This window comes from Shewanella sp. MF05956 (assembly GCF_059758055.1).
On the sequence record NZ_JCAYNV010000009.1, the window covers coordinates 145298 to 170486 of the forward strand.

The 25189-nt window shown below is 41.7% G+C and carries 23 protein-coding genes, 1 other RNA gene and 1 pseudogene; 15 read left to right on the forward strand and 10 right to left on the reverse strand.

The window, feature by feature from the left end; genetic code table 11:
* Positions 1-174: 174 nt before the first annotated feature.
* The 9 genes from AC19MX_RS11765 to AC19MX_RS11805 all read left to right on the forward strand — a co-directional run bounded on the left by AC19MX_RS11765 (position 175) and on the right by AC19MX_RS11805 (position 9286).
* On the forward strand, positions 175-1254 hold the full coding sequence (locus AC19MX_RS11765; protein WP_498298239.1) for a pilus assembly protein PilM: 1080 nt from the start codon (positions 175-177) through the stop codon (positions 1252-1254).
* The gene (locus tag AC19MX_RS11770) at positions 1242-1826 is read left to right on the forward strand and encodes a PilN domain-containing protein (RefSeq protein ID WP_498298240.1); all 585 of its coding nucleotides are present in this window, start codon (positions 1242-1244) and stop codon (positions 1824-1826) included. The genes AC19MX_RS11765 and AC19MX_RS11770 overlap by 13 nt, the downstream gene beginning before the upstream one ends.
* Positions 1823-2437, forward strand: a complete 615-nt coding sequence (locus tag AC19MX_RS11775; RefSeq protein WP_498298242.1) for a type IV pilus inner membrane component PilO — start codon at positions 1823-1825, stop codon at positions 2435-2437. Before AC19MX_RS11770 ends, AC19MX_RS11775 begins: the two co-directional genes overlap by 4 nt.
* Positions 2437-2955, forward strand: a complete 519-nt coding sequence (locus tag AC19MX_RS11780) for a pilus assembly protein PilP (RefSeq protein WP_432400431.1) — start codon at positions 2437-2439, stop codon at positions 2953-2955. The genes AC19MX_RS11775 and AC19MX_RS11780 overlap by 1 nt, the downstream gene beginning before the upstream one ends.
* Positions 2956-2976: 21 nt before the next feature.
* Positions 2977-5022, forward strand: coding sequence for a type IV pilus secretin PilQ (locus AC19MX_RS11785; protein WP_498298244.1), 2046 nt, complete (start codon positions 2977-2979; stop codon positions 5020-5022).
* Between the two features lie 281 nt (positions 5023-5303).
* Positions 5304-5819 (forward strand): shikimate kinase AroK, encoded by a 516-nt coding sequence (gene aroK / locus AC19MX_RS11790; protein ID WP_011635865.1) that lies wholly within the window; start codon positions 5304-5306, stop codon positions 5817-5819.
* A 9-nt stretch (positions 5820-5828) separates the two neighbouring features.
* A complete protein-coding gene (aroB, locus tag AC19MX_RS11795; protein ID WP_498298246.1) occupies positions 5829-6905 on the forward strand; it encodes a 3-dehydroquinate synthase in 1077 nt (358 codons plus the stop codon).
* 19 nt (positions 6906-6924) lie between these two features.
* Positions 6925-8319, forward strand: coding sequence for an ATP-binding protein (locus AC19MX_RS11800; RefSeq protein WP_498298248.1), 1395 nt, complete (start codon positions 6925-6927; stop codon positions 8317-8319).
* Between the two features lie 130 nt (positions 8320-8449).
* Positions 8450-9286, forward strand: coding sequence for a Dam family site-specific DNA-(adenine-N6)-methyltransferase (locus AC19MX_RS11805; protein WP_498298250.1), 837 nt, complete (start codon positions 8450-8452; stop codon positions 9284-9286).
* Between the two features lie 26 nt (positions 9287-9312).
* Here AC19MX_RS11805 and AC19MX_RS11810 read toward each other — a convergent pair whose 3' ends face one another.
* On the reverse strand, positions 9313-9492 hold the full coding sequence (locus AC19MX_RS11810) for a DUF2970 domain-containing protein (protein WP_432400421.1): 180 nt from the start codon (positions 9490-9492) through the stop codon (positions 9313-9315).
* Positions 9493-9497: 5 nt separating this feature from the next.
* On the reverse strand, positions 9498-9869 hold the full coding sequence (locus AC19MX_RS11815) for a hypothetical protein (protein ID WP_498298252.1): 372 nt from the start codon (positions 9867-9869) through the stop codon (positions 9498-9500).
* 421 nt (positions 9870-10290) lie between these two features.
* Here AC19MX_RS11815 and rpe point away from each other — a divergent pair, with 421 nt between their 5' ends.
* The 3 genes from rpe to trpS are packed head-to-tail and all read left to right on the forward strand — an operon-like array spanning position 10291 to position 12719.
* Positions 10291-10959, forward strand: a complete 669-nt coding sequence (rpe, locus tag AC19MX_RS11820; protein ID WP_432400417.1) for a ribulose-phosphate 3-epimerase — start codon at positions 10291-10293, stop codon at positions 10957-10959.
* Positions 10960-10990: 31 nt separating this feature from the next.
* Entirely contained in the window at positions 10991-11683 is a 693-nt protein-coding gene (locus AC19MX_RS11825) for a phosphoglycolate phosphatase (protein WP_498298258.1), read from the forward strand.
* A 37-nt stretch (positions 11684-11720) separates the two neighbouring features.
* Positions 11721-12719 (forward strand): tryptophan--tRNA ligase, encoded by a 999-nt coding sequence (gene trpS / locus AC19MX_RS11830; RefSeq protein WP_498298260.1) that lies wholly within the window; start codon positions 11721-11723, stop codon positions 12717-12719.
* 114 nt (positions 12720-12833) lie between these two features.
* Here the strand turns inward: trpS and AC19MX_RS11835 are convergent, their stop codons facing one another.
* The 4 genes from AC19MX_RS11835 to AC19MX_RS11850 form a co-directional block, all read right to left on the reverse strand.
* Positions 12834-13403, reverse strand: a complete 570-nt coding sequence (locus AC19MX_RS11835) for a BON domain-containing protein (protein WP_188957744.1) — start codon at positions 13401-13403, stop codon at positions 12834-12836.
* Complete coding sequence (locus AC19MX_RS11840; protein WP_124017505.1) at positions 13403-13996, reverse strand: phosphoheptose isomerase; 594 nt, start codon at positions 13994-13996, stop codon at positions 13403-13405. Before AC19MX_RS11840 ends, AC19MX_RS11835 begins: the two co-directional genes overlap by 1 nt.
* Before the next feature lie 126 nt (positions 13997-14122).
* The gene (locus tag AC19MX_RS11845; protein ID WP_498298262.1) at positions 14123-14449 is read right to left on the reverse strand and encodes a YraN family protein; all 327 of its coding nucleotides are present in this window, start codon (positions 14447-14449) and stop codon (positions 14123-14125) included.
* The gene (locus AC19MX_RS11850) at positions 14446-16278 is read right to left on the reverse strand and encodes a penicillin-binding protein activator (RefSeq protein ID WP_498298264.1); all 1833 of its coding nucleotides are present in this window, start codon (positions 16276-16278) and stop codon (positions 14446-14448) included. The genes AC19MX_RS11845 and AC19MX_RS11850 overlap by 4 nt, the downstream gene beginning before the upstream one ends.
* 89 nt (positions 16279-16367) lie before the next feature.
* On the opposite strand from AC19MX_RS11850, the gene rsmI reads away from it, so the two are divergent.
* Positions 16368-17210: a 16S rRNA (cytidine(1402)-2'-O)-methyltransferase gene (rsmI, locus tag AC19MX_RS11855; RefSeq protein ID WP_432400405.1), complete on the forward strand. Its 843-nt coding sequence runs from the start codon at positions 16368-16370 to the stop codon at positions 17208-17210.
* Between the two features lie 54 nt (positions 17211-17264).
* Positions 17265-17633, forward strand: an RNA gene (gene rnpB, locus AC19MX_RS11860) — RNase P RNA component class A.
* Positions 17634-17792: 159 nt separating this feature from the next.
* Here rnpB and AC19MX_RS11865 read toward each other — a convergent pair.
* Positions 17793-18620: a mechanosensitive ion channel family protein gene (locus AC19MX_RS11865; protein ID WP_432400403.1), complete on the reverse strand. Its 828-nt coding sequence runs from the start codon at positions 18618-18620 to the stop codon at positions 17793-17795.
* Positions 18621-18990: 370 nt separating this feature from the next.
* Here AC19MX_RS11865 and AC19MX_RS11870 point away from each other — a divergent pair.
* A pseudogene (locus tag AC19MX_RS11870) lies at positions 18991-19293 on the forward strand (TonB-dependent receptor domain-containing protein); the annotation flags it as partial.
* 108 nt (positions 19294-19401) lie between these two features.
* Here AC19MX_RS11870 and AC19MX_RS11875 read toward each other — a convergent pair.
* The 3 genes from AC19MX_RS11875 to AC19MX_RS11885 form a co-directional block, all read right to left on the reverse strand.
* Positions 19402-21537 (reverse strand): TonB-dependent receptor, encoded by a 2136-nt coding sequence (locus AC19MX_RS11875; protein WP_498298266.1) that lies wholly within the window; start codon positions 21535-21537, stop codon positions 19402-19404.
* A gap of 168 nt (positions 21538-21705) precedes the next feature.
* Positions 21706-23352: a ShlB/FhaC/HecB family hemolysin secretion/activation protein gene (locus tag AC19MX_RS11880; RefSeq protein WP_498298268.1), complete on the reverse strand. Its 1647-nt coding sequence runs from the start codon at positions 23350-23352 to the stop codon at positions 21706-21708.
* A 491-nt stretch (positions 23353-23843) separates the two neighbouring features.
* The gene (locus AC19MX_RS11885; RefSeq protein ID WP_498298270.1) at positions 23844-25064 is read right to left on the reverse strand and encodes a threonine/serine exporter family protein; all 1221 of its coding nucleotides are present in this window, start codon (positions 25062-25064) and stop codon (positions 23844-23846) included.
* Positions 25065-25189 lie beyond the last annotated feature (125 nt).

A 25189-nucleotide genomic window follows, 5' to 3' on the forward strand; every position in this document is an offset into this window, starting at 1 on the left:
AAAAAACAAAAATAGTAGTGCTAGTATATAAGCCACAGTGTTTTTGGTGAAGTAAAACATGATCTAGTTAAAATAGTATTTGTAAAATGTCGAAACATTTTATACAAATACTTATAACGAGTTGATTATGTGCTAATCTCTTACAAAATAATAATAGAATTGTGATGACGGACTATGCTTTCTAAACTATGGAAGCGTCAAGCACCTCAGATGGTTGGGATTGATATTGGGTCTCATGAAATAAAAGCCATTTTGTTGAGCAAGACTGCGGATGGATATAAAATTCAAAATCATGCGTCAGTTCCTGTTAGAAAGGGAGCTGTAGTCGATCATGATATTCGTGATTCTGAAGCTGTAATGGAGTCGCTGCGACAGATTAAGCGTATTTTACCTAAGTCGGTGAAATTTGCTGCGGTAGCAGTATCAGGATCTGCTGTAATGACCAAAGTCATCTATATGGATGCAGCGTTAAACGAAGAAGAGATGGAAGCTCAGATTGAAATTGAAGCTGACAACCTTATTCCTTATTCGCTTGATGAGGTCAGTATTGATTTTGAACGACTGAGTGCCAACGTCACCGACCCAACAAAAGTCGATGTGTTATTAAGTGCATGTCGAAGCGAAAATATTGACTCTCGAGTTGACGCATTAGATGCCGTTGAGCTTGATGTTAAAGTTGTCGATGTCGAAGCTTATGCATTAGGCCGTTCAGCTGAGTTAATTTATGGCCAGTTGCCTGAAGGTGCAAAACAAAAGTCTATTGCAATGGTAGATATTGGCGCCAATATGACAACATTCTCAGTTGTTGAAAAAGGTGAGACCACGTTTATTCGTGAGCAAGCTTTTGGTGGTGAATTGTTTACGCAATCTATTCTATCGTTTTATGGCATGCCACATGATGAAGCCGAACGTGCAAAAGTGACAGGACAACTACCTCGAAATTATATGTTCGAAGTATTATCTCCTTTTCAAACCCAATTGTTACAACAAATAAAGCGTACCCTTCAAATTTATTGTACCGCTAGCGGCCGTGAAAAAGTCGACTACATTGTGTTATGTGGTGGTACGGCAAAATTAGAAGGAATGGCGGAGCTACTAACAAATGAATTAGGTGCTCTCACCATTGTCGCCGATCCTTTTCAAGGCTGTTTACACGCAGACGATGTCATGAAAAGCCAACTTCAACCTACTATGAGTAAGTATATGGTGGCATGTGGTCTTGCGCTAAGGAGTTATGCTCAATGGCGAACATAAACCTATTACCTTGGCGTGAAGAAGCCAGAGAAAAACAAAAGCGTGATTATATTGGTGTGTTAGCGCTTGTTTTTTTAGTGACATCACTATTGGTCTATTTGTTTCTAAGCTTTTTAGAAGTCGTGGCGGATGATCAGCGTCAGCGTAATGCTTATTTGCAATCTGAAATTGATTTGTTAGATACGCAAATTGCTGAAATCAGGAAAATCACTGAACGTAAGCAAGATATTGAACGTCGTACAGAGATTATTCTTAATTTACAACAATCACGTAATTTGCCCACTCATGTTTTAGATGAATTAGTGCGAATTGTACCGCCAGGGATTTACCTTTCTAGCATTGAAAAGAAAGGCAGTATCTTGTGGATAGAAGGCCGTAGTGAGTCAAACAATAACGTAGCCAATATGATGCGGAAGGTGAAAACATCTTCTTATCTAAACGATCCTAATATGCAATCAATCGTGACACAAAACGAAGAATTAAGGCAGTTACAAAGCTTTAAGTTACGTGTCACGATCCGTGATGATTCTCAGGCAACTGCTGTCGATACCAGCCAAGGAGCGAGAAAATGAATCTCGACCTAGATCAATTTAATGATATCGATTTTGAGAACATTGGTGGTTGGCCTAAATTAGTTAAAGTGGTGTTTGCCGCGTTTTTATCGCTTTGTGTTATTGGGGGCAGTTATTATTTATTTATTGCCGACTCAATTGATATTATGGAAGCTGAACAAGCTAAAGAAATTCAATTGCGTGAAGATTTTGAAACTAAATACCGTTTAGCTGCCAACCTTAAACTGTACCGTGAACAGCTAGTGGTAATGGAAGCTCAGTTTGCAGAATTATTAAAAATGCTGCCTTCTGAAAACGAAATGCCAGGTCTACTTGATGACTTAACCTTTGTTGCTACAGATGCTGGGTTACGCATAAACAGTTTAGATTGGGATGATGAAATTGAGCGTGATTTTTATATCGAATTCCCAATTAAAATGGCCGTAGAAGGCGATTATCACGAAATTGGCAATATGGTAAGCGGTGTGGCAAAACTGCCTCGTATTGTTAGTTTGCACGACTTTGTTATTAAGCGAAACGATGCTGGCGAGTTATCCATGGATATTCTGGCTAAAACGTATCGCTTTAAAGAAGGTGCTGAATTAACACCTGCAAATAAGGGGATAAAATAATGAAATTATTACCTCTTTTTGTGGTTATGGTGTTTTTATTAACAGGTTGTATTGGCGATCGTAGTGATTTAGAGCTATTTGTTACTACTACTAAGGCGCAACATGTCGCACGTATTCCGCCTTTAAAAGAGACACCAAAGTTTGAACATTTTGCATATCAAGCAGAACTTATGCGTAGTCCTTTTGTTCCGCCTTCAAGGGAATTAACAGAAGAAGTTATCGATACGTCTAAAGACTGTTTACAACCTGACTTAAAACGTCGAAAAGGGCGCTTAGAAACCTATGCACTCGACAATTTAAGAATGCGCGGAACACTAAGTGAAGACGGTACAATTTGGGCTTTAGTTGAATCAACTGATGCTAATGTTTATCGTTTAGGTGTAGGTGAATATTTAGGGCTTTATCATGGCCGAATTGCTAAAGTAACTCCGCAATTTATCGAAATTATAGAATTAATCCCTGATGGTTCAGGTTGCTGGGCAGAAAGATCCAGTAACTTAGAACTTTCAGGAAAATAACGTGCGAAGGATGAGGGAATAATGGAATCTTCTGCCGCGATGAAAAAAGCAATAACAAACTCATCATTTTGTAGAGCGCTTATCGGTGCAGTATTAATCGTTGGTATTGTGCCAAACGCATTAGCTGCTAATCGTCTTATTGACGTAAAATATCATTCTATGGTGGATCACCAATTAGAATTAGAATTGGTTTTTGAATCAGAAGTGACATCGCCTACGGTCGATCTTTCTGCTGAACCTGCAGAAATTATGCTTAATTTTGCAGACACAATATCTAATTTAAATAAAGGTGTCATACCGGTCGATAGTGTGGGTGTTGAAAAACTTACCGCTCAGCAACAAGGTGGTGATCTGCAAATTATTGTTGCCTTAAATAAGGTTAAACCTTACCAAGGTAAAATTGTAGGTAATAGCTATCGATTAACAATTAACGACGATGTCGCTGGTCCAGATCAAGCTAATAACCCTTTTGTGAATGGTATTAAAAGTATTGATTTTCGCCGCAATAAAACCGGTGGCGGGGAAATATTATTTAATTTAAGTAATCGTTCAGTTGCTGCCAATGTTGAGCAGGTAGGTTCTAAACTCGAAATCAAACTATACAATACTGATATTGGTAACGACTTACTGTATGTCATGGATGTACAAGATTTCGCTACGCCAGTGAGCAGCTTTGAGACCTTTAAAGACGATTTAACTGCGCGGGTAATGGTTGATATTAATGGTAACTATGATTACAACTATCGCCAAGATGGTGATGTATTTAAAGTGAGCATTGATAAAGTTGAGCGAGTGTCTGTTGCCAAAGAAGCTAAAAAATATAATGGACGTTCATTATCGTTAAACTTCCAAAATATTTCTGTGCGCACAGTGCTGCAGATTATTGCTGATTATAACAACTTTAACTTAGTGACCAGTGACACAGTTGAGGGAGAGATTACTTTACGTTTAGACGATGTGCCTTGGGACCAAGCGCTAGATTTAATCTTGCAAACCAAAGGTCTAGATAAACGCATTGAAGGTAATATTTTAATGGTTGCGCCTAGTGAAGAACTGGCGATCCGTGAAAGTAATGACCTTAAAAATAAACAAGAAGTCAAAGAGTTAGCGCCTCTGTATTCAGAGTATTTACAAATTAATTATGCAAAAGCTATCGATATTGCAGAATTACTTAAAACCACAGACTCAACATTATTATCTAATCGCGGCAGTGTGGCGGTAGATGAGCGTACTAATACTTTATTGGTTAAAGACACGACTGAGATTTTAGAAAATATACATCGTCTAATCGAAGTGCTTGATATCCCCATCAAGCAAGTGTTAATTGAAGCGCGCATGGTGACGGTAAAAGATGATGTCAGTGAAGACTTAGGTGTTCGTTGGGGTATTACTGATCAACAAGGCTCTGATGGCACTTCAGGAACGCTTGAAGGCGCAGCAAGTATTGCCGGTGGCGTTATTCCAAGTATCAGTGACCGCTTAAATGTCAACTTACCTTCAGCCGCGACTTCAGCATCGAGCATTGCATTCCATGTTGCGAAATTGGCTGACGGTACGGTACTTGATTTTGAATTGAGCGCCTTAGAGCAAGAAAACAAAGGTGAAATTATTGCCAGCCCTCGTATTACGACCTCAAATCAGAAGTCGGCATATATTGAGCAAGGTGTAGAGATCCCGTATGTTGAATCGGCCTCCAGCGGTGCAACTACTGTAAGCTTCAAAAAAGCGGTATTGTCACTGCGTGTGACTCCACAAATCACCCCAGATGACCGTGTTATCCTTGATCTAGAAATTACTCAAGATTCACAAGGTAAGACTGTTTCTACCGGCACAGGTGATGCTGTGGCAATTGACACCCAGCGGATTGGCACTCAAGTGCTCGTCAATAATGGTGAAACAATTGTACTTGGTGGTATTTATCAACAAAATCTCATTAGTAGTGTAAACAAAGTGCCTATTTTAGGTGATATTCCGTTGGTTGGTTTTTTGTTTAGAAACACATCAGATTCTAATGAGCGACAAGAGCTATTGATATTTGTTACTCCTAAAATCGTAACAGAAAAATAGTAAGCTAAATCAACATGATTTACGTATGTTGAGTATCAATAAACCAGCTACTTGTAGCTGGTTTTTTATTGTAAATTGTCCAGCTTTAATAAGCTGGAAATCGCGGTGTTTTATGGCGTAAATGAATTAAATCAGTTTAAATAGCGCCGATGGCTTGCAAGTAATAGCCCTTAACTGAGATAATCCTCCGTCAAGTCTCATTAGAGCAAGGTTAAATTATAGGTCGGCTTGAGTTTAAGTCGATAAGGCATTCTTCCATATAAGATTCAGACGTATACGAAATGGCTGAAAAACGCAATATTTTTCTGGTAGGCCCTATGGGCGCAGGTAAAAGCACAATTGGTCGCCATCTGGCGCAAATGCTGCATTTAGATTTCCACGATTCAGATCACGAGATTGAACAACGTACCGGTGCAGATATTGCCTGGGTGTTTGATGTTGAAGGTGAGGAAGGCTTCCGTAGACGTGAAGCTCAAGTCATCGGTGATCTTTCAGAAAGGCAAGGTATCGTTCTCGCAACAGGTGGTGGTTCTGTTCAGAGTAAAGATATCCGCAATTATCTTTCTGCTCGAGGTATAGTTGTTTACTTAGAAACAACGATAGACAAGCAAGTTGCGCGCACTCAGCGTGATAAGCGTCGTCCGTTGTTACAAGTAGATGATCCACGTGAAGTGCTCGAAAGCTTAGCTGAGATCCGTAATCCTTTGTATGAAGAGATTGCAGATGTCATCGTTAAGACTGACGAACAAAGCGCGAAGATCGTCGCTAACCAAATTATCGAGCAACTTGGCTTTTAGGTAAAACGCATGCAACAGATTCAGGTTCAATTAGGTGATAGAAGTTACCCCATTTACATTGGCCAGAATTTGATGAATGACAGCGAGATTTTTACTCGCTACCTACAACATAAAAAAGCCCTAATTGTTTCAAACGATACCATTGCTCCGTTGTACCTTAAACAGGTACAACAAGCGATGAGCGTTTGCACATCTATTGAAACAGTTATTTTGCCAGACGGCGAAAAATATAAAGATTTACAACACCTCGACTTAATTTTTAGTGGATTACTCGAACATAACTTTGCTCGAGATTCAGTATTAGTTGCCTTAGGCGGTGGTGTGGTTGGTGATATGACAGGCTTTGCCGCGGCATGTTATCAGCGAGGTATCGATTTTATTCAAGTCCCGACAACATTGCTCTCACAAGTTGATTCATCTGTAGGGGGGAAAACTGCGGTTAACCATCCTCTTGGTAAGAACATGATTGGTTCTTTTTACCAACCTAAATCAGTCATTATTGATACGTTATGTTTACAGACATTACCGGCAAAGGAATTTGCAGCAGGTATGGCTGAAGTGATCAAATATGGCATCATTTGGGATGCAGATTTCTTTCAATGGCTGGAACAGAATGTAGAGCCATTAAAAGCACTTGATACCGATGCATTAACTTATGCAATAGCAAAATGTTGCCAAATTAAAGCTGACGTTGTCGAACAAGATGAAACTGAACAAGGCGTACGAGCATTGCTCAATCTTGGTCATACCTTTGGTCATGCAATCGAAGCAGAAATGGGCTATGGAGTATGGCTACATGGTGAAGCTGTTGCTGCAGGCACCATTCTTGCTGCTCAAACGGCTCAAGAGTTAAACTTACTCGATGAAGTTTATGTGGAGAGAATTACTCTGCTCATGCAAGCTTTCGATTTGCCAATTAAAGCACCTAAATCAATGGATTTTGAACGATTTATTAAGCATATGCGTCGTGATAAGAAAGTGTTAGGCGGAAAAATTCGCTTAATATTGCCGACTCAAATCGGTCACGCTGATGTTTTCTCTGATGTCAGTGAAGACTTACTCAAACAGGTTATTAACCGCGCGTAAACTCAAGTGTGGTGATTCTTTGACTGCTTCAGGACTTTTATTACTACCCACTCAAGAAGCGCTAGTTCAGCGTTTACAACATATTGCCAGTTACAGTGAACAACTACTGGTGTTATGTGGCGATAAAGGTGCAGGAAAGTCTACGCTTGTTGCCGCATTGGCGAGTGAGTTAGATGACTATAATTCAGCTCTTGTTGTGTGCCCTCAGCATGCTGACAGCGCTGAAATACGTCGTAAAATACTGGTGCAATTAATTTCAGCCCCCATTTTTGATGACGAACGTCCCTTAATGGATACTGTGCTTAGGATCCAATCAAGTCTAGATAAACCGCTACACATTATTATTGATGATGCTCATTTGCTGCCAAAAGATATTTGGGCGGAATGTATTCTATTGAGCCAAATTCGCTGTGCCGGTAAACCTGTTGCTGTCACGATGACGATTGAGCCTAGTTTCTGGCGTAGCTTAACAGCGGATATTGCGGATAAAACCCGCGCTCTTTTACTACAAGTCAATATAGAGCCGCTCCCCATTGCTGAGCGCGACGGTTTATATCAAAGCTTATTACTACGTAGCCAAAAAACTCCCTTTATACCTCGTGAAATCATTCATAAACAACTCGAAAAACAGTTAGGTACTCCTAAAGAGGTCGTTGATTTGTTGATGCTAGCGTTAGAGTCCCCTGAAGACATGCAAAAACCAAAATCTATATTGGTTAAGTTTGCGATTTCCACTGTAGTGGTATTATGTTTACTGGTGAGTGGCTGGCTTATCAATAACCACTTCTCGGCAGTAGACGTATCAAAACCCTCAATTGAATTAACGGCAACGCAGGCAGAGAGTAGAAAGCAAGCTCATTCATTCTTGGTGGAATATGGCGAACTTAAGTTAGCGCCTTACTTTACGCAACGTTATTTAGCACAGACTAAACAAATTGCTAATCAGCAAGCTGATTTGCTGATTAAACAACAAGTCGAAGCGAAACAAACGGACATAGAACTTAATGTTGATCCAGATTTTGTGCCTATCGACAATCATACCGATGTAGAGGTTTATTCTTCGCTAGAAGGGTTGTCTTTCCAGGGTAAGCTACCCAAAGCGCAACCCCAAGCGGTTAGCCAGCCTCAACAGATTGTAGAGCGTGATAAGACGCCGCATAAAATCAAAGGCTTTACGCTTCAGCTCGCTAGCGTTAATGATAAGTCTTCATTGTCGCCTATTTTGACTAAGTTAGCTCAAGAGCCGCATGTGTATATCATGAGTTACAAACAACGATTTGTGATTTTTCTCGGAGATTTTGATACCTCCTCTGCAGCAGAAGCTAAATCGAAGCAAATTCAAACTCAATATCGCTTAGCGGCCCCCTGGGTAAGAAAATGGGCCGATTTAACTGATTATCAACGGGTAGACTAATCCTTCACGGTTTTTTAGCTCGATTCAATAATGTGCATCTTCTGGTTATTTAATCGATTTTACCCGATGATAATTGCCACTAAACAGAGTACAATCATCAGCTTTAATTTTGCTGGCATAGTTCCTATTCATGATAAAAAAGCATAGAGCCTTTCTGAAGTGGGCGGGCGGAAAATATAAACTCGTTGATGAGCTAGCAAAGCACCTTCCTGCAGGAAACCGCCTGATTGAACCCTTTGTGGGCGCAGGGTCGGTTTTTCTGAATACTGATTATGAGCACTACTTGTTGTGCGATATCAATCAAGATTTAATCAATCTGTATAACATTGTTAAACAGCAGCCAGATGCTTATATTCAAGCGGCTAAGGCAATGTTTGTCGATGATATGAATAATAGCGAAGCTTATTATCGAGTCCGTACAGAGTTTAATGCCACGCACGATCCGTTTATTCGTTCGGTGTACTTTTTGTATATGAACCGTCATGGTTTTAATGGTCTATGTCGTTATAACCGTAAAGGTGGCTTTAACGTGCCATTCGGCTCTTATAAAAAGCCGTATTTTCCTGAAGCCGAAATTCGTCATTTTTCTATAAAGGCGAAAAAAGCGACCTTTAAGTGTATTAGTTATGAGCAAGCCTTTGAATTAGCGGATGCGGGTGATGTGATTTATTGTGACCCGCCATATGCACCTTTATCAACCACAGCCAGTTTTACGACTTATGCAGGCCCGGGTTTTAGTTTGGATGATCAAGCGCTGCTCGCGCGTCATTCAAGACATATTGCGCACGAACGTAATATCCCAGTATTAATCAGTAATCATGATATTCCGCTGACTCGTGAGTTATACCGCGGTGCGGCTTTTGCGACTATTTCAGTACAAAGAAATATTAGCCCAATAGGCAGTTCACGCAATAAAGTCGATGAAATAATGGCGCTATACGATCACCATTATCGTCATGATGATTAGCGATTAAATTTGTGGGAATGGTACAGTTAACTCAATACCTGATTAACGATCAAGACTAAGGTTAACACTAAGCCTATCGCTAAAATGATGCCCATGATAATAAAAGGCAGTGGGGATTGTGACTTGAAGTCTTTTTGTCGATTGCGCTCTGTTTGCACCCCAAAAAAGGCTGCAACAGTACTACTGAAAACTTGCCATAAAGACATGCTATTTATATCTGCTTAGGGCTGCTAGAGGTAGGCATATCTTGGAGCGGTTTATCTTTATGTCCGTGGATCAGCTCTAGCAAATCGATAAAATGAAATTGGCTAGAACGACTATTGCCTGTTACCCAATTTCCCCAACTGACGTTATCTGATTGTTGTGCGCAACGGTTGGCAGGATGACTGCTTGGTAAACTGGCATTGTAGCTGTTGCTACTATCACATACACACGCTTTAGTGCTTGCTGTTTCCGCTTCACTTGCCATCATGACTTGGCTAATGAGCAGCACACAAGCTGAAGTTGCAAATACAGCATAAACCGGTGTTGGTAAAAATTTACCATCACGACCAGAAATCTTGCTTAATAATTGCTTAACCATAAGGTATACCCTATCCGTGGTTTATGCTCGGCGCCTGAATATGTGTTGCAATAAACTCAAGCGAAGCTAATAGTTGCTAATAGTTTATGTGGCGACGGAGTATTCAGTCTTTAAAATCTAATCAATCGTATTCATGTGTTGCATTGAGTGCCGATAATCCACCCCGCACTTCATGTTTTATTGTTTGTTACTTTATAAGCTGTATTTTCTATTGCTCTGACATAATAAGTAACATTTTTTATTATAGCAAAATAGCTTAGTTATTGAACACTGCTTTATGAGTAAAAAGCAACAAATCCGACTTCTGCTCTATTTTTTGACAAATATCCGTCACTCTAGGGCTTTTTTAGCTTTTCAACCTAGAGGCTTGTCGCTGCAAAGGGTAAAATGTCGTCACTTTGATCTGCCAATAGAGAAGATTATGCGCCCATTTTTAATAGCACCATCGATTTTGTCTGCCGATTTCGCCCGTTTAGGTGATGATGTTAAAGCCGTATTAGATGCCGGTACAGACGTGGTCCACTTTGACGTAATGGATAATCATTATGTTCCTAACCTAACAATTGGACCTATGGTTTGTACTGCTTTGCGCAATTATGGGATCACAGCAGATATTGATGTGCATCTTATGGTTAAGCCGGTCGACCGTATCATTCCTGATTTTGCTAAAGCGGGAGCATCAATTATTACCTTCCACCCTGAAGCATCTGAACATATCGACCGTACATTACAACTGATTAAAGAGTCAGGTTGTAAAGCGGGCTTAGTGTTTAATCCGGCGACGCCACTGCATTATCTTGACCATGTTATGGACAAATTAGATGTCATTTTGTTGATGTCAGTTAACCCTGGTTTTGGTGGTCAGTCATTTATTCCACATACACTCGACAAGCTTCGCCAAGTTCGTGCGCTTATTGATGCCAGTGGCTTTGATATTCGTTTAGAAGTGGATGGCGGTGTTAAAGTTGACAATATCGCAGAGATTGCCGCCGCAGGTGCCGATATGTTTGTCGCCGGTTCAGCTATTTTCAATCAACCAGATTACAAAGTCGTAGTTGATCAAATGCGTGCTGAATTAGCCAAAGTGTAATCCATACAGGTAAACCAAAGTGAGGTTGTCGATGAATCAATGGACAAATATTCAAGCCATAGCGTTTGATTTAGATGGGACATTAATTGATAGTGTCCCGGATTTAACCGCCGCGACTAACGCCACTTTGGTTGAATGTCATTTATCCTCGGTATCAGAAGCGTTAGTCCGCAGTTGGGTAGGCAATGGTGCACAAGTGCTGATGCAAAGAGCGTTAAGCTATGCCTCTTCAACGGCACCAGATAGCGCTGAATTACAAACACAGTTAACACAGATTATGCCACGTTTTATGCATCATTATGGTGAGCACTTACAGCAGCACAGCCGGTTGTACTCAGATGTACTCATCGTATTGCAACAATTAAAGCAAGCGGGTTATAAACTGGCCGTAGTGACCAATAAACCGTACCGTTTTACCGTGCCATTACTCAGTGCGTTTGGTCTCGATGGATTGTTTTCTGAGGTATTAGGTGGCGACTCGCTGGCTAAAATGAAACCCGATCCAATGCCTTTGCAGCATTTATTACAGCAATGGCAATTAAATACCACGCAATTACTGATGGTGGGTGACTCAAAGAATGATATTTTAGCGGCCAAAGCGGCAAATGTCATGTCTATTGGCTTGACCTACGGCTATAACTACGGCGAAGATATCGGCTTAAGTGAACCGAATGCGGTATGCGAAAACTTTGCCGACATAGCGCAATACTTACTTTCTCAATAATTTGAATTTTATAAGATAATCTGGAGCAATAAAACACATGACCAAACCCATAGTTCTCAGCGGTGCACAGCCATCAGGCGAATTAACCATAGGTAATTATATGGGCGCACTACGTCAATGGGTTGCCATGCAAGATAGCCATGATTGCTTATACTGCGTCGTTGATTTACATGCCATTACGGTTCGTCAAGATCCGCAAAAACTGCGTGAGGCCTGTTTAGACACCTTAGCGCTTTATCTTGCTTGTGGTGTTGACCCTAAAAAAAGCACCGTGTTTATTCAATCACAAGTACCACAGCACACCCAATTAGGTTGGGCGTTAAACTGTTACACCCAAATGGGTGAGTTAAATCGCATGACACAGTTTAAAGACAAGTCGCAAAAGCACGCCAATAACATCAATGTTGGTTTATACGGTTACCCAGTATTAATGGCAGCGGACATTTTGCTTTATCAAGCCAATGAAATCCCCGTCGGCCAAGACCAAAAGCAACACTTAGAGCTAACACGCGATATTGCTACTCGTTTTAACAATGCTTATGGCGACACCTTTACTATTCCTGAGCCGTTCATTCCTGAGCATGGCGCTAAGGTGATGTCGCTGCAAGACCCGTTGAAAAAAATGTCCAAGTCAGATGACAACCGCAATAACGTGATTGGGCTACTTGAAGATCCTAAAGCGATTTTAAAGAAAGTGAAAAAAGCCATGACCGACAGCGAAGAGCCGCCAGTTGTGCGTTTTGATATGGAGCAAAAGCCTGGTGTGTCTAACCTATTGAGTTTAATGTCTGGCTGTACAGGGCAATCAATTGCGTCATTAGAATCTGAATTTGAAGGCAAAATGTATGGTCATTTAAAAGTGGCAACTGGCGAAGCTGTTGTGGGAATGCTAGAGCCATTACAAGCCCGCTTTAAAGAATACCGTGCAGATGATGCATTCTTAAGACAAGTCATGGCAGAAGGCGCTGAAAAAGCCCAAGCTCGTGCAGCCGTAACCATTAAAAAGGTTTATGAGAAGATTGGTTTGATTGTATAACCCAAATCGATAACCACATAAAGCCAGTGATGATTCACTGGTTTTTTTTATCCATAAAAAAGCCATCGATTGTCGATGGCTTTTCAATAATGGCATAGCATGGCATGGCTGAGGTTAAAGTTCTGTGTACTCAAACACCTTAACCACTTTACGTACACCGGCAGTGTTGCGGGCAATCTCAACTGCGAGATCAGCTTGCTTGCGGTCAATTAACCCAAGTAAAAATACTTCGCCATTTTCGGTAATAACTTTAATGCGGGTAATGTCGAGCGACTTTTCGTTTAGCATGCGCCCTTTTACTTTGGTGGTTACCCAAGTGTCATTACTGCGCGTGGTAAAAGAGGTTGGCGTACCAATACGGATTTGATTATGTATCTTGCCGCCAATTTGTAAGTCTTGCACAACGCTAATCGCTTTATCGCGCAGCATTGAATTTGGCGCCTGGCCAATCATCAAAACATTGTTGTTCATCACAACAGCAGCGATATTGGTTTGATTATTCAAGTCATCGTATTTAGACAAGGCGCTAGCAATCGTAAAGTCAGCATTAGTATCGCTAATTTGCGTACTCATGCTGCGTTCATCATTTGCCATTTTAGCACCGCTCACAGCACCAACCATAACGGCACCGGCACACCCTTGAAGCAGTAATGCAAATACAGAGACGACGAATAATCTATTCATTATGCCTGCTCATCCTGTGGGAATAAGGTGCGGTCGATGTTATCGCACAAGCAATGAATGACCAGTAAGTGGACTTCTTGAATACGTGCAGTCACATTTGATGGTACACGGATTTCCACGTCACCCGCGCTCATTAAGCCAGCCATTGCACCACCGTCTTTACCGGTTAAGGCAACAATGGTCATATCGCGGCTCAAAGCTGCTTCCATTGCTTTAATGATGTTGCCAGAGTTACCACTGGTTGAAATGGCCAGTAAAATGTCACCCGGTTGACCTAAGGCTAAAATTTGCTTCGAAAAAATCTCATCGTAGCTGTAATCGTTAGCAATAGCGGTAATGGTGGATGTGTCGCAGCTTAATGCAATAGCCGGTAACGGCGGACGCTCAATTTCATAACGGTTGAGTAATTCTGCTGAAAAATGTTGCGCATCGCCAGCACTACCGCCATTGCCACAAGATAGAATTTTATTGCCGCCAAGAAGACATTGCACCATCATCTCTGCTGCTTTTTCAATTGACTCAGGTAGCGCTTCAGCAGCATCAATTTTGGTCTGAATTGATTCGGTGAAACTATCTTTAATACGTTCTAACATGCAACAATCCTTACGATAAATAATCTCTACCCATGTCGGTGACAAGCTTTTAATACGCTAATCAATCCGCGCCGGTAATGTGGATGTATGATGCCACAAAACCAAGTGATGGTAATCAGTTGTGGCTTAAAAACAGCCTTGTAGCCAGTTTATTTCATTAATACTCATCGCAATAACATCAAAGCGACAAGGTGGATTTACTTTTTGTCTTTGTAGGTAATGATCTGCTGCTAAACGAATGCGAGTGATTTGTTTAGCGGTCAGTGCATTAATGGCGCCGCCAAATTGGTTTGACGCCCTAAATTTCACCTCAACAAACACCCACACGTCTTGTTGGCGCATCACTAAATCAATTTCACCAAACGGATAACGTACGTTAGCCTCTACAAACGTCAGACCTTGTTGTTCAAGATAAGTTCTGGCGCGTTGCTCTGCTAACTGGCCGCGATTCATAGCGGTTTGAGTTGCCCTTGAGTGTATTTGCCCCACGATAACTGGCGATCAATCACCCCATTAGACTTCACCGACAATGCACCGCTACGGCCCATAAATTGATAGCCCGGGAATGCCCGCATTTGAGCTAAGCGATTGACTAGCTCAAGTGAGTCAAATCCCATCACATAGAGCCGTTTTTGGCTGTTGTTCCAAGAGCTCCATAACTCAGACACCATTTGCGTTTCGCTGCTTGGACGCATTAACCACGGTATATCACTTATCATCAAGTTATTAAGATCTTGAGCCGCCTGGGTTGACTCGGTTTCTAAACGACTGCGACTCGTGGTGTATAACGCCACAGGTTCCGAGAACACACTAAAGTTAACGTCTAAAAATGGTTTTAATAACGCCAAGTCTTGTGAACCTGAAATCAAGTAAATGGCATCAATATCTTGGCGAGAACGAAAATCCGACTCTAAGCGGCTGCCTAATAAATCTTTCATTCGACTAATACGTGCCTGGCTGTCGTTTACGCCCAATGCTTCTTGTACCGCAACTTTAATTTGGTCGCCCGGATCATAATAATGCACTTCGGCATTGTCGCTGGTTAACGTAAGCCAGGTTTGCTTAAAGCTTTCTGCCATGCGCTTACCAATCGGGTCGTTACTGGCCAATAAAAGCGGTAACTTCACACCGTCACTAAACAGTTTATGTGCAGCGTCACTGGCTTCTTGTGCTGGAGACAGCGAAAAATAAAACTGATTGGGCTGCGGATTAAAATGTTCTGTCTGATTTAAATAGAGCTGTGGAATCGAGCCCTTTTGCTTATCATTTAGTTTTTGCAGCTCTTCTACTTCATTAGGGAGCAAAGGCCCAATAATGAACTCAGCCCCTTGGGTGACTGCGTCATTATAAGCGGCAACAACACCGAGCTGAGTATCGTAAAAATTAACGGCAACATTACTGTCATATTCAGACAAGTAACTGGCGATAATCCCTTGACGGATAGGTTCGGCAACAGCGGCTCGCGGACCGGTTAATGGCAGTAATACCGCAATGTTCTGTGGCCTAAATGGCTTGGCACTTAAGGCTTTTTCAAGATCGGCTGGCAGCTTAATGGCTGCTGGGTGATATGGGTTATTGCGCTGCCATTCACCTAAATAACGCACTAACTGAGTGGGTTCAACGGCATAATGTTTAGCGATATACGTTAACTGTAACCAGCCTGCAAAAATAGGATTTGACGGGTCGCGCATAAACGACTGTACCGTTTCTTCTTGCAGTGGCTGCAATATCGACCAAATGACATTGTTGACCGCGGTGGTTTCTGATTTAGGTAAATAGTTACTCAGTAAACTCAGTTGCTTAACCTGATCAATCGATTGCTGGGTGTTTTTATACAACTTGGCTTTATATTGGTGATAACTTGCCATCTGCCAACGAGGAAGCTGCCAATGTGGAGGATATTGCAATACCTCTAATGCGGCTTCAGGGCTTGTTGTTTTTTCTGTAATACGAGCACGCAAGTAAATATGTTCAGCTTGAAGCGTCGGCACATTCACCATCGACTTTTGCATCGAGGTTAAAATACTGGTGGCTGAATTAACGTTACCGTTATTAATGTAAGCATGAGCTGCCAGTAATAAATAACGGTCACGTTTTTCTGGTAAACTGCTATTTTTGGCTTCGGCTAAGTAGATTTTAGCCGGATGTTCGGCGGCAACCAACGATGTGCTTATTTCAACATACTCTCTTTGCTTTCGCTGTTGCTCAGTAGCACAACCTACCAATAAGACAGAGAAAATCATCGCGCACACTAATTTTGTTGTATTCAGTCTTTTTAACACTTGGCTTCACTCTGTTAAGATACTGGCACTAGTTTAACCTGCTCTTACGCTGGGCGAAAGTATCAGGTAGATTCATTATCGAGGTAATTATGGACCAAATGGTCGCGCTGTATATTGTTCCCACCCCTATAGGTAATTTAGGCGACATCAGCGCTCGTGCATTAGAGGTGTTGCAGCAAGTCGATTTAATCGCTTGTGAAGACACCAGGCACAGCGGAAAACTGCTGAGTCACTTTGGTATTGAAACCCGTAAAACAGCATTACATGACCATAATGAGCGTGACCGTGCTCAATGGATTGTTGAGCAACTTAATCAAGGCAAATCGATAGCGTTGATTTCAGATGCGGGCACTCCGCTTATTTCGGACCCTGGATATCATTTGGTTAATCATGTTCGCCAAGCTGGTCATCGCGTGGTGCCATTACCCGGAGCATGTGCCGCTATTACGGCGCTAAGCGCATCAGGCTTACCTTCCGATCGCTTTAGTTTTGAAGGCTTTTTACCTTCAAAAGAAAAAGCCCGTATCGATAAGCTTGAAATGCTAAAAGAAGATCCTCGCACTTTAATCTTCTATGAATCGCCGCACCGGATTGTATACAGTTTAAACGCTATTGCACAAGTATTAGGCGACGATAGGCAAGTGGTGATGGCGCGCGAAGTGACTAAAACCTTTGAAACCTTTTTAACGGGCACCGCCGCAGAAGTACTGGCCATGGTAGAAGCGGATGACAATCAGCAAAAAGGTGAAATTGTCTTAATGTGTCATGGTTTTGCTTTATCTGATGAAGAGGGCATTCCTGCGGTTGCAGTCGCGACGTTAAAACTATTAAGCGAAGAATTACCGCTTAAAAAAGCGGCCGCTATCGCAGCGCAAATTCACGGATTGAAGAAAAACGCCTTGTATAAATACGGCCTAGAGTTGGATTTATAACAGTGAGCGTTTTTTAGCATTGGTTTGTCGGCTTGCTTACGTTATAATCCGCGCCGAGTTGGCCAGACAGTTGCCGCGTACTTAGGTACGGGGAGGAAAGTCCGGGCTTCAAAGAGCAGGGTACCAGGTAACGCCTGGGCGGTGTGAACCGACGACAAGTGCAACAGAGAGGAGACCGCCATTTTGGCTTCGGCTAAAAATGGTAAGGGTGAAAGGGTGCGGTAAGAGCGCACCGTGCGGCTAGCAATAGTTCGTAGCAAGGTAAACTCTACCCGAAGCAAGACCAAATAGGGTTCCATTACTTTAAATAGTATATGCGCTGCTCGCGTAGGAACCGGGTAGGTTGCTTGAGCCTGTGAGCGATTGCAGGCCTAGATGAATAACTGTCCACGACAGGACCCGGCTTATCGGCCAACTCACCTCTTTATATGAAAGGCCTCGCAGCAATGCGAGGCCTTTTGTTTTTATGGGCGAAAGCTAAAGCCTGGAAAATTTAATCAAGATAACTTGGTTAAACAAATAACATGCCATATACGGCTAGCCATCAATGGCGCGATTTATAGGCTAATAAAAACGAAGAGATTATTGCTCTTTTTCGATGATCAGCTTTCTGTGTGGGAAAGGAATTTCAATACCAGCTTCATCCAGTGCTTTTTTGATTTGCTCAGGGATTGAGTACAGGATGGCGAAGTAATGTTCACCATGACAGAAAGGGCGGACCAAGAAGTCCACTGAACTGTCATTTAAGGTTTCAACTTCAACAAATGGTGCAGGGTCTTTTAAAATATGTGGATGTGCTGCCAATACAGCATTAATAACTTTGCGTACTTCATCGGTATTTTCTTTGTAAGCCACACCAAAGTGCATATCTACTCCACGAATATCATGGAAGGAATGGTTAACGATTTGAGCCCCCCAAATTTGACTGTTCGGCACAATAATGTGCTGATTATCAAACGTTTTAAGGATCGTGGTGAATAAATCGATTTCTTGAACATTACCGAATCGATCTGCAGCGCTAATAAAGTCACCTACTTTATAAGGACGGAATAATAATAACATTACGCCAGCAGCAAGGTTAGATAATGTTCCTTGTAATGCTAAACCAACAGCTAAACCAGCAGCACCTAACAATGCCACAATAGAGGCTGTTTGCACGCCAAAACGATTTAACACCGCAATAGCAACAAAAGCGAGAATGATGTACTTCGCTACACTGCCTAAAAAACGGAATAATGTGTTGTCGAGCTTATCGTAACTTTCACCAATTTTATTGATGATTGAGCTCACTTTATTAGCAATATAAAAACCAACAATCAAAATTAGCCCAGCTAATAATACATTGATCCCTACATCAATTATTAACGGTAGGTATTGATTAATATCGATTTGTTCTACGTAGTCTTGCATTTAATGCCTCCTGCAAAAAAAGGAATATTTGCTTTATGTTTGACGAGCCACTTGTATTGGCTCTTACATTTGATTAGATATCAACTTGGTATGTTAAATTTTCCAACCAAATGTGACGATGTTGTTATCGCGGCAAGCTTAACACAATTACGAGGTAATGTGACGAAGATCACTTTAAGGGTGGCTGGAAAGAGTTTGTTTTTGCATGAATTAATGACGGGTATCATGACTTGGAAACCGAAATTAACTGCAAGCTTATATCTATTACATAACTTAGATCTATTACATAAAATGAACGTTAACGGAATAAATGACATGGTTACCCGCTATGACTACGAGTAACATGGTTTTATATAAAATAAATTTATTTTTTGTTAATGCGCCGCGCCATCAAGCGGGTTTATGGACCCGTTATGATATCGACAGCTTACAGTCGGCAATTGCTTTTGGTGCTGATTACGTCAGCGAGCAGGTTAGTGATGACGATCAAATAGTCAAGCCTTACACTGTGTTCGACATGAGCTGGACCACGACATGGCAACAAACCCAGTTTCAGCTGAATGTGAAAAATCTATTTGATAAAGAATATGCTATCAGTGGATTCTCAGAGCGTAATAGCCACTTCCCTGGTGCGCCAAGAGAAGTGGTCTTGCAGGTCTCGCATCATTTTTAGTTCGATATTGAAATTTACACAGCTTGTTTAGTAACGAAAATATTTTGGGAGTGAATTTAATTTCACTCCCATTTTTATTCCTGCTGTAAAATATTTATATGATAACGATTAAAAACTGGCTTTTACGCCAAGATTAATAGTCGTACCTAAGGATTTTGTGTTGTAACCACCGTATGTATAAGCTTGCGAGCGTGCAGAAAAGTAATCTTCATTAAGTAAATTTTCTACCCCAAGCGAAAGCTGCCATTGGTTAAGCTGATAACTACTTGATAGGTTCACTACGCTGTAATGCTCTATTGGACCTTGAGCGCCTACATATTGGTCATTAATTTTTTCAAAGCGATTACGGTCGCCTACATAAATATAATTAATGCCCAAATTGATTTCGTCGTTTGCTTGCCAATTTACATAGCTTGTAAATTTGGGCGCCGATATTGTGCTGCCATCAAGGTACACATCTGCTTCTGTGTCTTTACCTTCAATCCAGCTATAGCTTAAGCCGGTGCTGATATCTTCGGTTACGCTATAGTCAAACTGTGCTTCATACCCCCATATTTTCTGGGGGGCTCGCACGGGTAAATACACACCTGTGGTCGCATCAAAACTGTTACTGGTGCCTAGTTCAGATTGGCTACGATAGGCGGCCACTTCATAACGTAAGTCACCCATTTGACCCGAAACCCCTACTTCGTAGTTATCAACAATCGATGCCTCTGTGCGGATCAAATTGATGTCATTGACTGTTGCAGTCCTTAATAGTCGACCTAAATCCGAAATATCTGCGCCTTGAGAAAAACTCATAAACGGACTAAATGCATCGTTTAAATTATAACGAAGTCCAATGTTGTAGGTCGTTGAGTCATAAGCTAAATCACCACCCGCGACGTCAAAAGGCACTGAGCAAGTGCTTTCTGTGCTACATAATTTTAAGGTTTGGTAATCATCAACGGTTAAGTCAACACTGTCTTGTCGAATACCGGCTTTGATTATCCAATCTTCAGCGATGACAAATTTTGTTTGTAAATAAAAGGCCAAATTTTTCATGTCCATCTCTGGCACCCAAATTCGGCCATCTTCTAGCGGTTGTGAGCTGATATCCTCGAGTGCATCAAGTCCATAAATAAACGTCGACTCAATATTATCCCAATCTACTTGACTGACGAAGTTAACTCGCATGCCCTTTTTTTCTGACTTGATTAATGACTGTCCACCGGTATAGCCTTCACTCAAATTTGCTAGTGCTGTTGAATAAAAAAACATATTTTCTATTTTTTGTAAGTAACCATCTAAGGTTAATTGAGTGTTGTTAAAAATGTCTTGGTCTACATATTTCAGCATCAAGTTATGATTACCACGTGGACCTTGTGGTACACCTTGTTTAGCGATGCCGCTAGTATTTTCAATGGCGTAGGTTTTAACGCCTGAGTTGACGCTGCCAATCACATCGATTAAGTCCGCGTCTTGTTGAGCTTCATAGTAGTTGTAAGTTAATTTAATCGACTTATCGTCATCAAATTGGTAACCGAGTTTAGTAAAAAAGTTATTCGATTCGGTTTCTGATAAACCATAAACTAAGCCAATAATGTCACCTTCAGCGTCACGTTCAACCCCTGTTTTTTCCGTAATAGCACTAAACACATAACTAAAATCGTCAAGGGTTCCATCGATTGAGGTATCAACTCTGTATCCCGCACTGTCTTGCAACTTGACGGCGCTAAATTTACTCGAAACCCCCACTTTGACTCGTGCTTTATCCTCGCTAGCGTGTTTTGTGATGTAGTTAATTATCCCGCCTGATGCGCCATTACCGTAGATGGAAGTAGAGCCTTTAATCACCTCAATTCGTTCAATAACGCCAGCGTCGATAGAGCTGATATCTAATTGACCATTGCGCAACGGTGTGGACTGTGGCACACCGTCGATGAGGACTAATGCTGCACGACCGCGTAAGTTTTGCCCTGAGTTACTTGAAGTGCCAGTACTAGGTGCCAGTCCGGGCACCCGAAAAGCCAATAGATTTTGTAGTTCAGTGGTAATTAGCATGTCTTGTGCTAAAGCTTGCTGGTCAATTAACGTCACTGATGAAGGGACTTCATCTATTCGCTCGGCCAAACGGCTACCCGTAACGATCATTCTTTCCATTGATGTTACGGGTTGAATCTCATCTGCAGCAACATAGGTGGGTAAGGCAAGTAAACAAAGCGCGTAACGTGTAGCGGTCGAAAGTTGAGTCAGTTTAAACATCACTTATAATCCATTAGTGTAAAAATCCGGCTTGATGATATTAGTTATCATTTGTATTTGCATGTAATTTACAAATACAATCAGATCTTTACAAATTAGCTCATGATTAAATGGCTATGATGGAGATGAAAGTGTGCAACTGGCTTTATCGTAGCATTACTAACAGAATTAAAAATGCTCCTTCACCTGGAAGCGAAATTCCCATGAATTAATGTCGTTACCCGATGTCATTGGCATGGCAATATCAATGTGGGCAACGTTGCCGTAACTCGATTTTGATGAGTATAATCTTGCACCTATACCAATGCTGCCAATAGGACCACTGACTTCATTTTGCTGATCTGGGCCGCCAGAAGCTTGGCCTATATCGGCAAACAGTGCCCAGCCTAATTCTGCTAATTGATATAAATTGATATTAGGGTAATAACGGATTTCGCTGGTAAATAACCATTGGTTATCACCATGTTGATAATCGTTAGGATAACCTCGTACACCCGTCTCGTCTCCTAACGCAAAGGTTTGATCGAGATAGTTATTGTGCGATGTGGCGATTCTAGCTTTAGAGTAGGCAGTCCATTTAGGGTTTATTTGATGGAAGTATTCTGCCGATAAACCCACATTATAAAAGTCTTGTTGACCTGTTTGTATGTCAGTTCTGCCAGTTAAACTCATTAGCAGTAATTGATTATCTTGCTGCCAGCCACGGGTGGTTAATACATTTAAGTGATAACCCAGCGCTGAACTGTCGGCAACATCATTGGTTTCTAGGCCAAGGGTGACCACATGGCGCCAGCCTAGGTTAAAGTCTTCGTTGTTATTGATTAAGTGAATGTTATTGAGCACGGTGTACTGGTCTTGCAAGTATTCGTAACTTAGCCAGGGGTAAATAAAATCGCGGTCTAACGGCAGTGGCGAATCAGGATAGATATCAAGGTTATTAAACAGGTGCTGTTCTTGTGTTACGCCAACACTGATACGCTGTAAGTAATCGTTTTGTCTATCGACTAACCAGCCAACACCAACATTGGCGTAATCGATAATATGCTCAAATTCGTAAATGTCTTTGCCATTTTGTCTAATGGTGTCAATGCGAGTGTCGGTTGACCACGCTGCGCCATACATATCTTTGGTGTCTAAGGCGTAAAAGGGTTTATTAAAGGCTAACGCAGAGGCCTGGCCGTCGCTGTTATCATAAAAATCAACGGCAATATTGCCATGTTTAACCCATCTCACTGGCGCATCAAAGGCAAATTTATAACCGGTTCTGTCGGCACTTGATTGGTATTTTATTTTGGTTTGTACGCCTAAACCCAGTAAGTTATCTTCTTTAATCCCGAACGAGTATTTGGTATCGCCACCGTTTTTACTCAAACTTACCGTGGGCAATAGCGACCAGTTGTCCCAGGTCTCTACTAATACCACGTCTTCAACATTGTCTCCGGCCAATGGGTCTTTGCGCGCGATATTAATTTCGGCATCACGAATATAAGGCTCATAACGCAGTAGACGTTGCGCTTCGTAGAGATCTTTTTCGGTGATTTTATCGCCTTCTTCAAAACTTAAGCTATTGAGAATGGTCGATTCTTGGGTGTTGATGTGTAAGTAATTAGCCCAACGATGGAGAAAAATAGCGTCAGGGGCTGATTCATCAAAGATAGGGTGGCTGACAATGACGATACTAGCGACCTTGTCGACATCATGTTTGTTCACTGTCGATACAGCAGGTGGGCTTTCCACCGGCTCATCATTAGCGCTGACGCTAGTGTGAGAGAGCAAAATGACGAAAAAACCGGCTGCCATTACAGATCTTGGCATAAATTCGTCCTCAATATTATTTTTGTTATATGTCACGGACATGTCAAACGTTAAATTAGTGTAAGTAAAATGAAGCGTTTGCGTTATCGCTTGCCTTAATAACACACTTGAATGAGACAATAGTCAATGATTAATACCATTGCGCGTTAGTAAATAATCTCTCAGCGAGAATTTAAACGGGCTTAAACAAGGCGTATGACTGAATGAATAGTTGTTCTCTTTCGAAGTCATGCAACGCAGTGTAAGCCCTTTTAAAACTCGCCTGAAAGGAATGCCCCAGCGGCTTTTGCTTTGCGCTCTCGCTATTTGAATGGGAACAACCATTACTACATAGCGACGCCTTAATCAAAAACCGCTGGATGCATTCTGAGTGGTCACTTATTAATGCGGAATGGTATAACGTATGTTTTTATATTCAGCGCAAAAGAAAAGGGCTGCACATTATGCAGCCCTTGTATTTGCAGTCTTTCGATAACAACGATGAATAAGATTTACAATGAACGGCGCGGCGGAACTACAACGTTTGCAAAAATCAGCCCCGCAATTAACGACATAAAAATCAGAAAAATTTGCGAGCCTAAATGTGCTTGATTAAGCATAGTTTCACCGGAGATAAGGGCGTTTAAACCAATGTAGGTTTTGCTGCCAGGTACCAAAATAACAATCCCTTGCAGTAAGGCTATCGATACCGGAGCTTTCATCCAACGTGCATATAAGTTGGAGTAAATACCAACGGCCAATGCACCAACAAAAATACCAATGGATTCACCTAAATAAATCCCTCCAAGCATTGCCGAGAAAAAGGCCACAATACCGGCAAACACGCCCCATGGAGAGTCTTTAAGGCGCGCTTTAAAAATAATCACCAATGACATCGACAATAATGGCACCGCAGACCATATGGCCCAGCGAGGTAAGGGGATAGGGTCAATATAGGTGACATCACCAAATATCGCTTTACCAATGGTCATGCCGAGTACCGCACCAAAATACAGTTTAAATAACTGCATTACCGCATCCATAATACGTGCTGTACCAGAGATTAAATCGCGCGCCGCCAGTTCTGCTAAACCTAAGGTAAGGGCTAAGCCCGGCACAAAAATAATGATCCCCGATAAAATGGTCACTGGCAAATTAATGCTCGGGTCAAATTGCGAGATGGCCGTGGCTAAAATTGCGCACATTACTGCTGCCATAGGTTCGAGCATTTCAGCGATGCGCTTTGAGCGTTCGGCCCAAAATACCAAGCTATAAACTAATAAGCCTAGAATGGCAGACCAAAAAACATCATGCCAACCGGTGCCCATTAACATAGCAAACGCCCCAGCACTTGAGCCAAAGGCTAGCAGTGTCAGTTTATGGCCATAAGGGTTAGGTTTGTTGGCAATTTCTTCTAGACGCTCCAGTGCTTCTTGTAAGGTGCGCTGGCCTGAACTGAGCTCTTCAACTAATTCAAAAGTTCGTGCCAATGAGCCCAAATCAAGTTCGCCAGGTTTAACTCGCGCTACGTGGTTATACTCTTGCTCAGTGTCATGTTGCAGTACAAAAGTCATCGAAGTGGGCGATATTAAAAAATAACCTTCAATGCCTAGCGTGCTACATACTGTTTGCAGGTGGGATTCTAAGCGATACGCCGGCGTACCAAACTTATGCAGGTACTTTCCTAACTTAATGATAAATCTGCGTTTTTCTAAAAAATCCTGATTATCCACTGGGCAGTAGTCACTCTTATTGAAGTATTGAGGTTATTTTGGCGCGAATATTAACCGATAAGGTCGTGTGTTTATAGCCAAACTGATTCAAAATGTGGTTTTAGCTTATATTAGCATTGTGATAT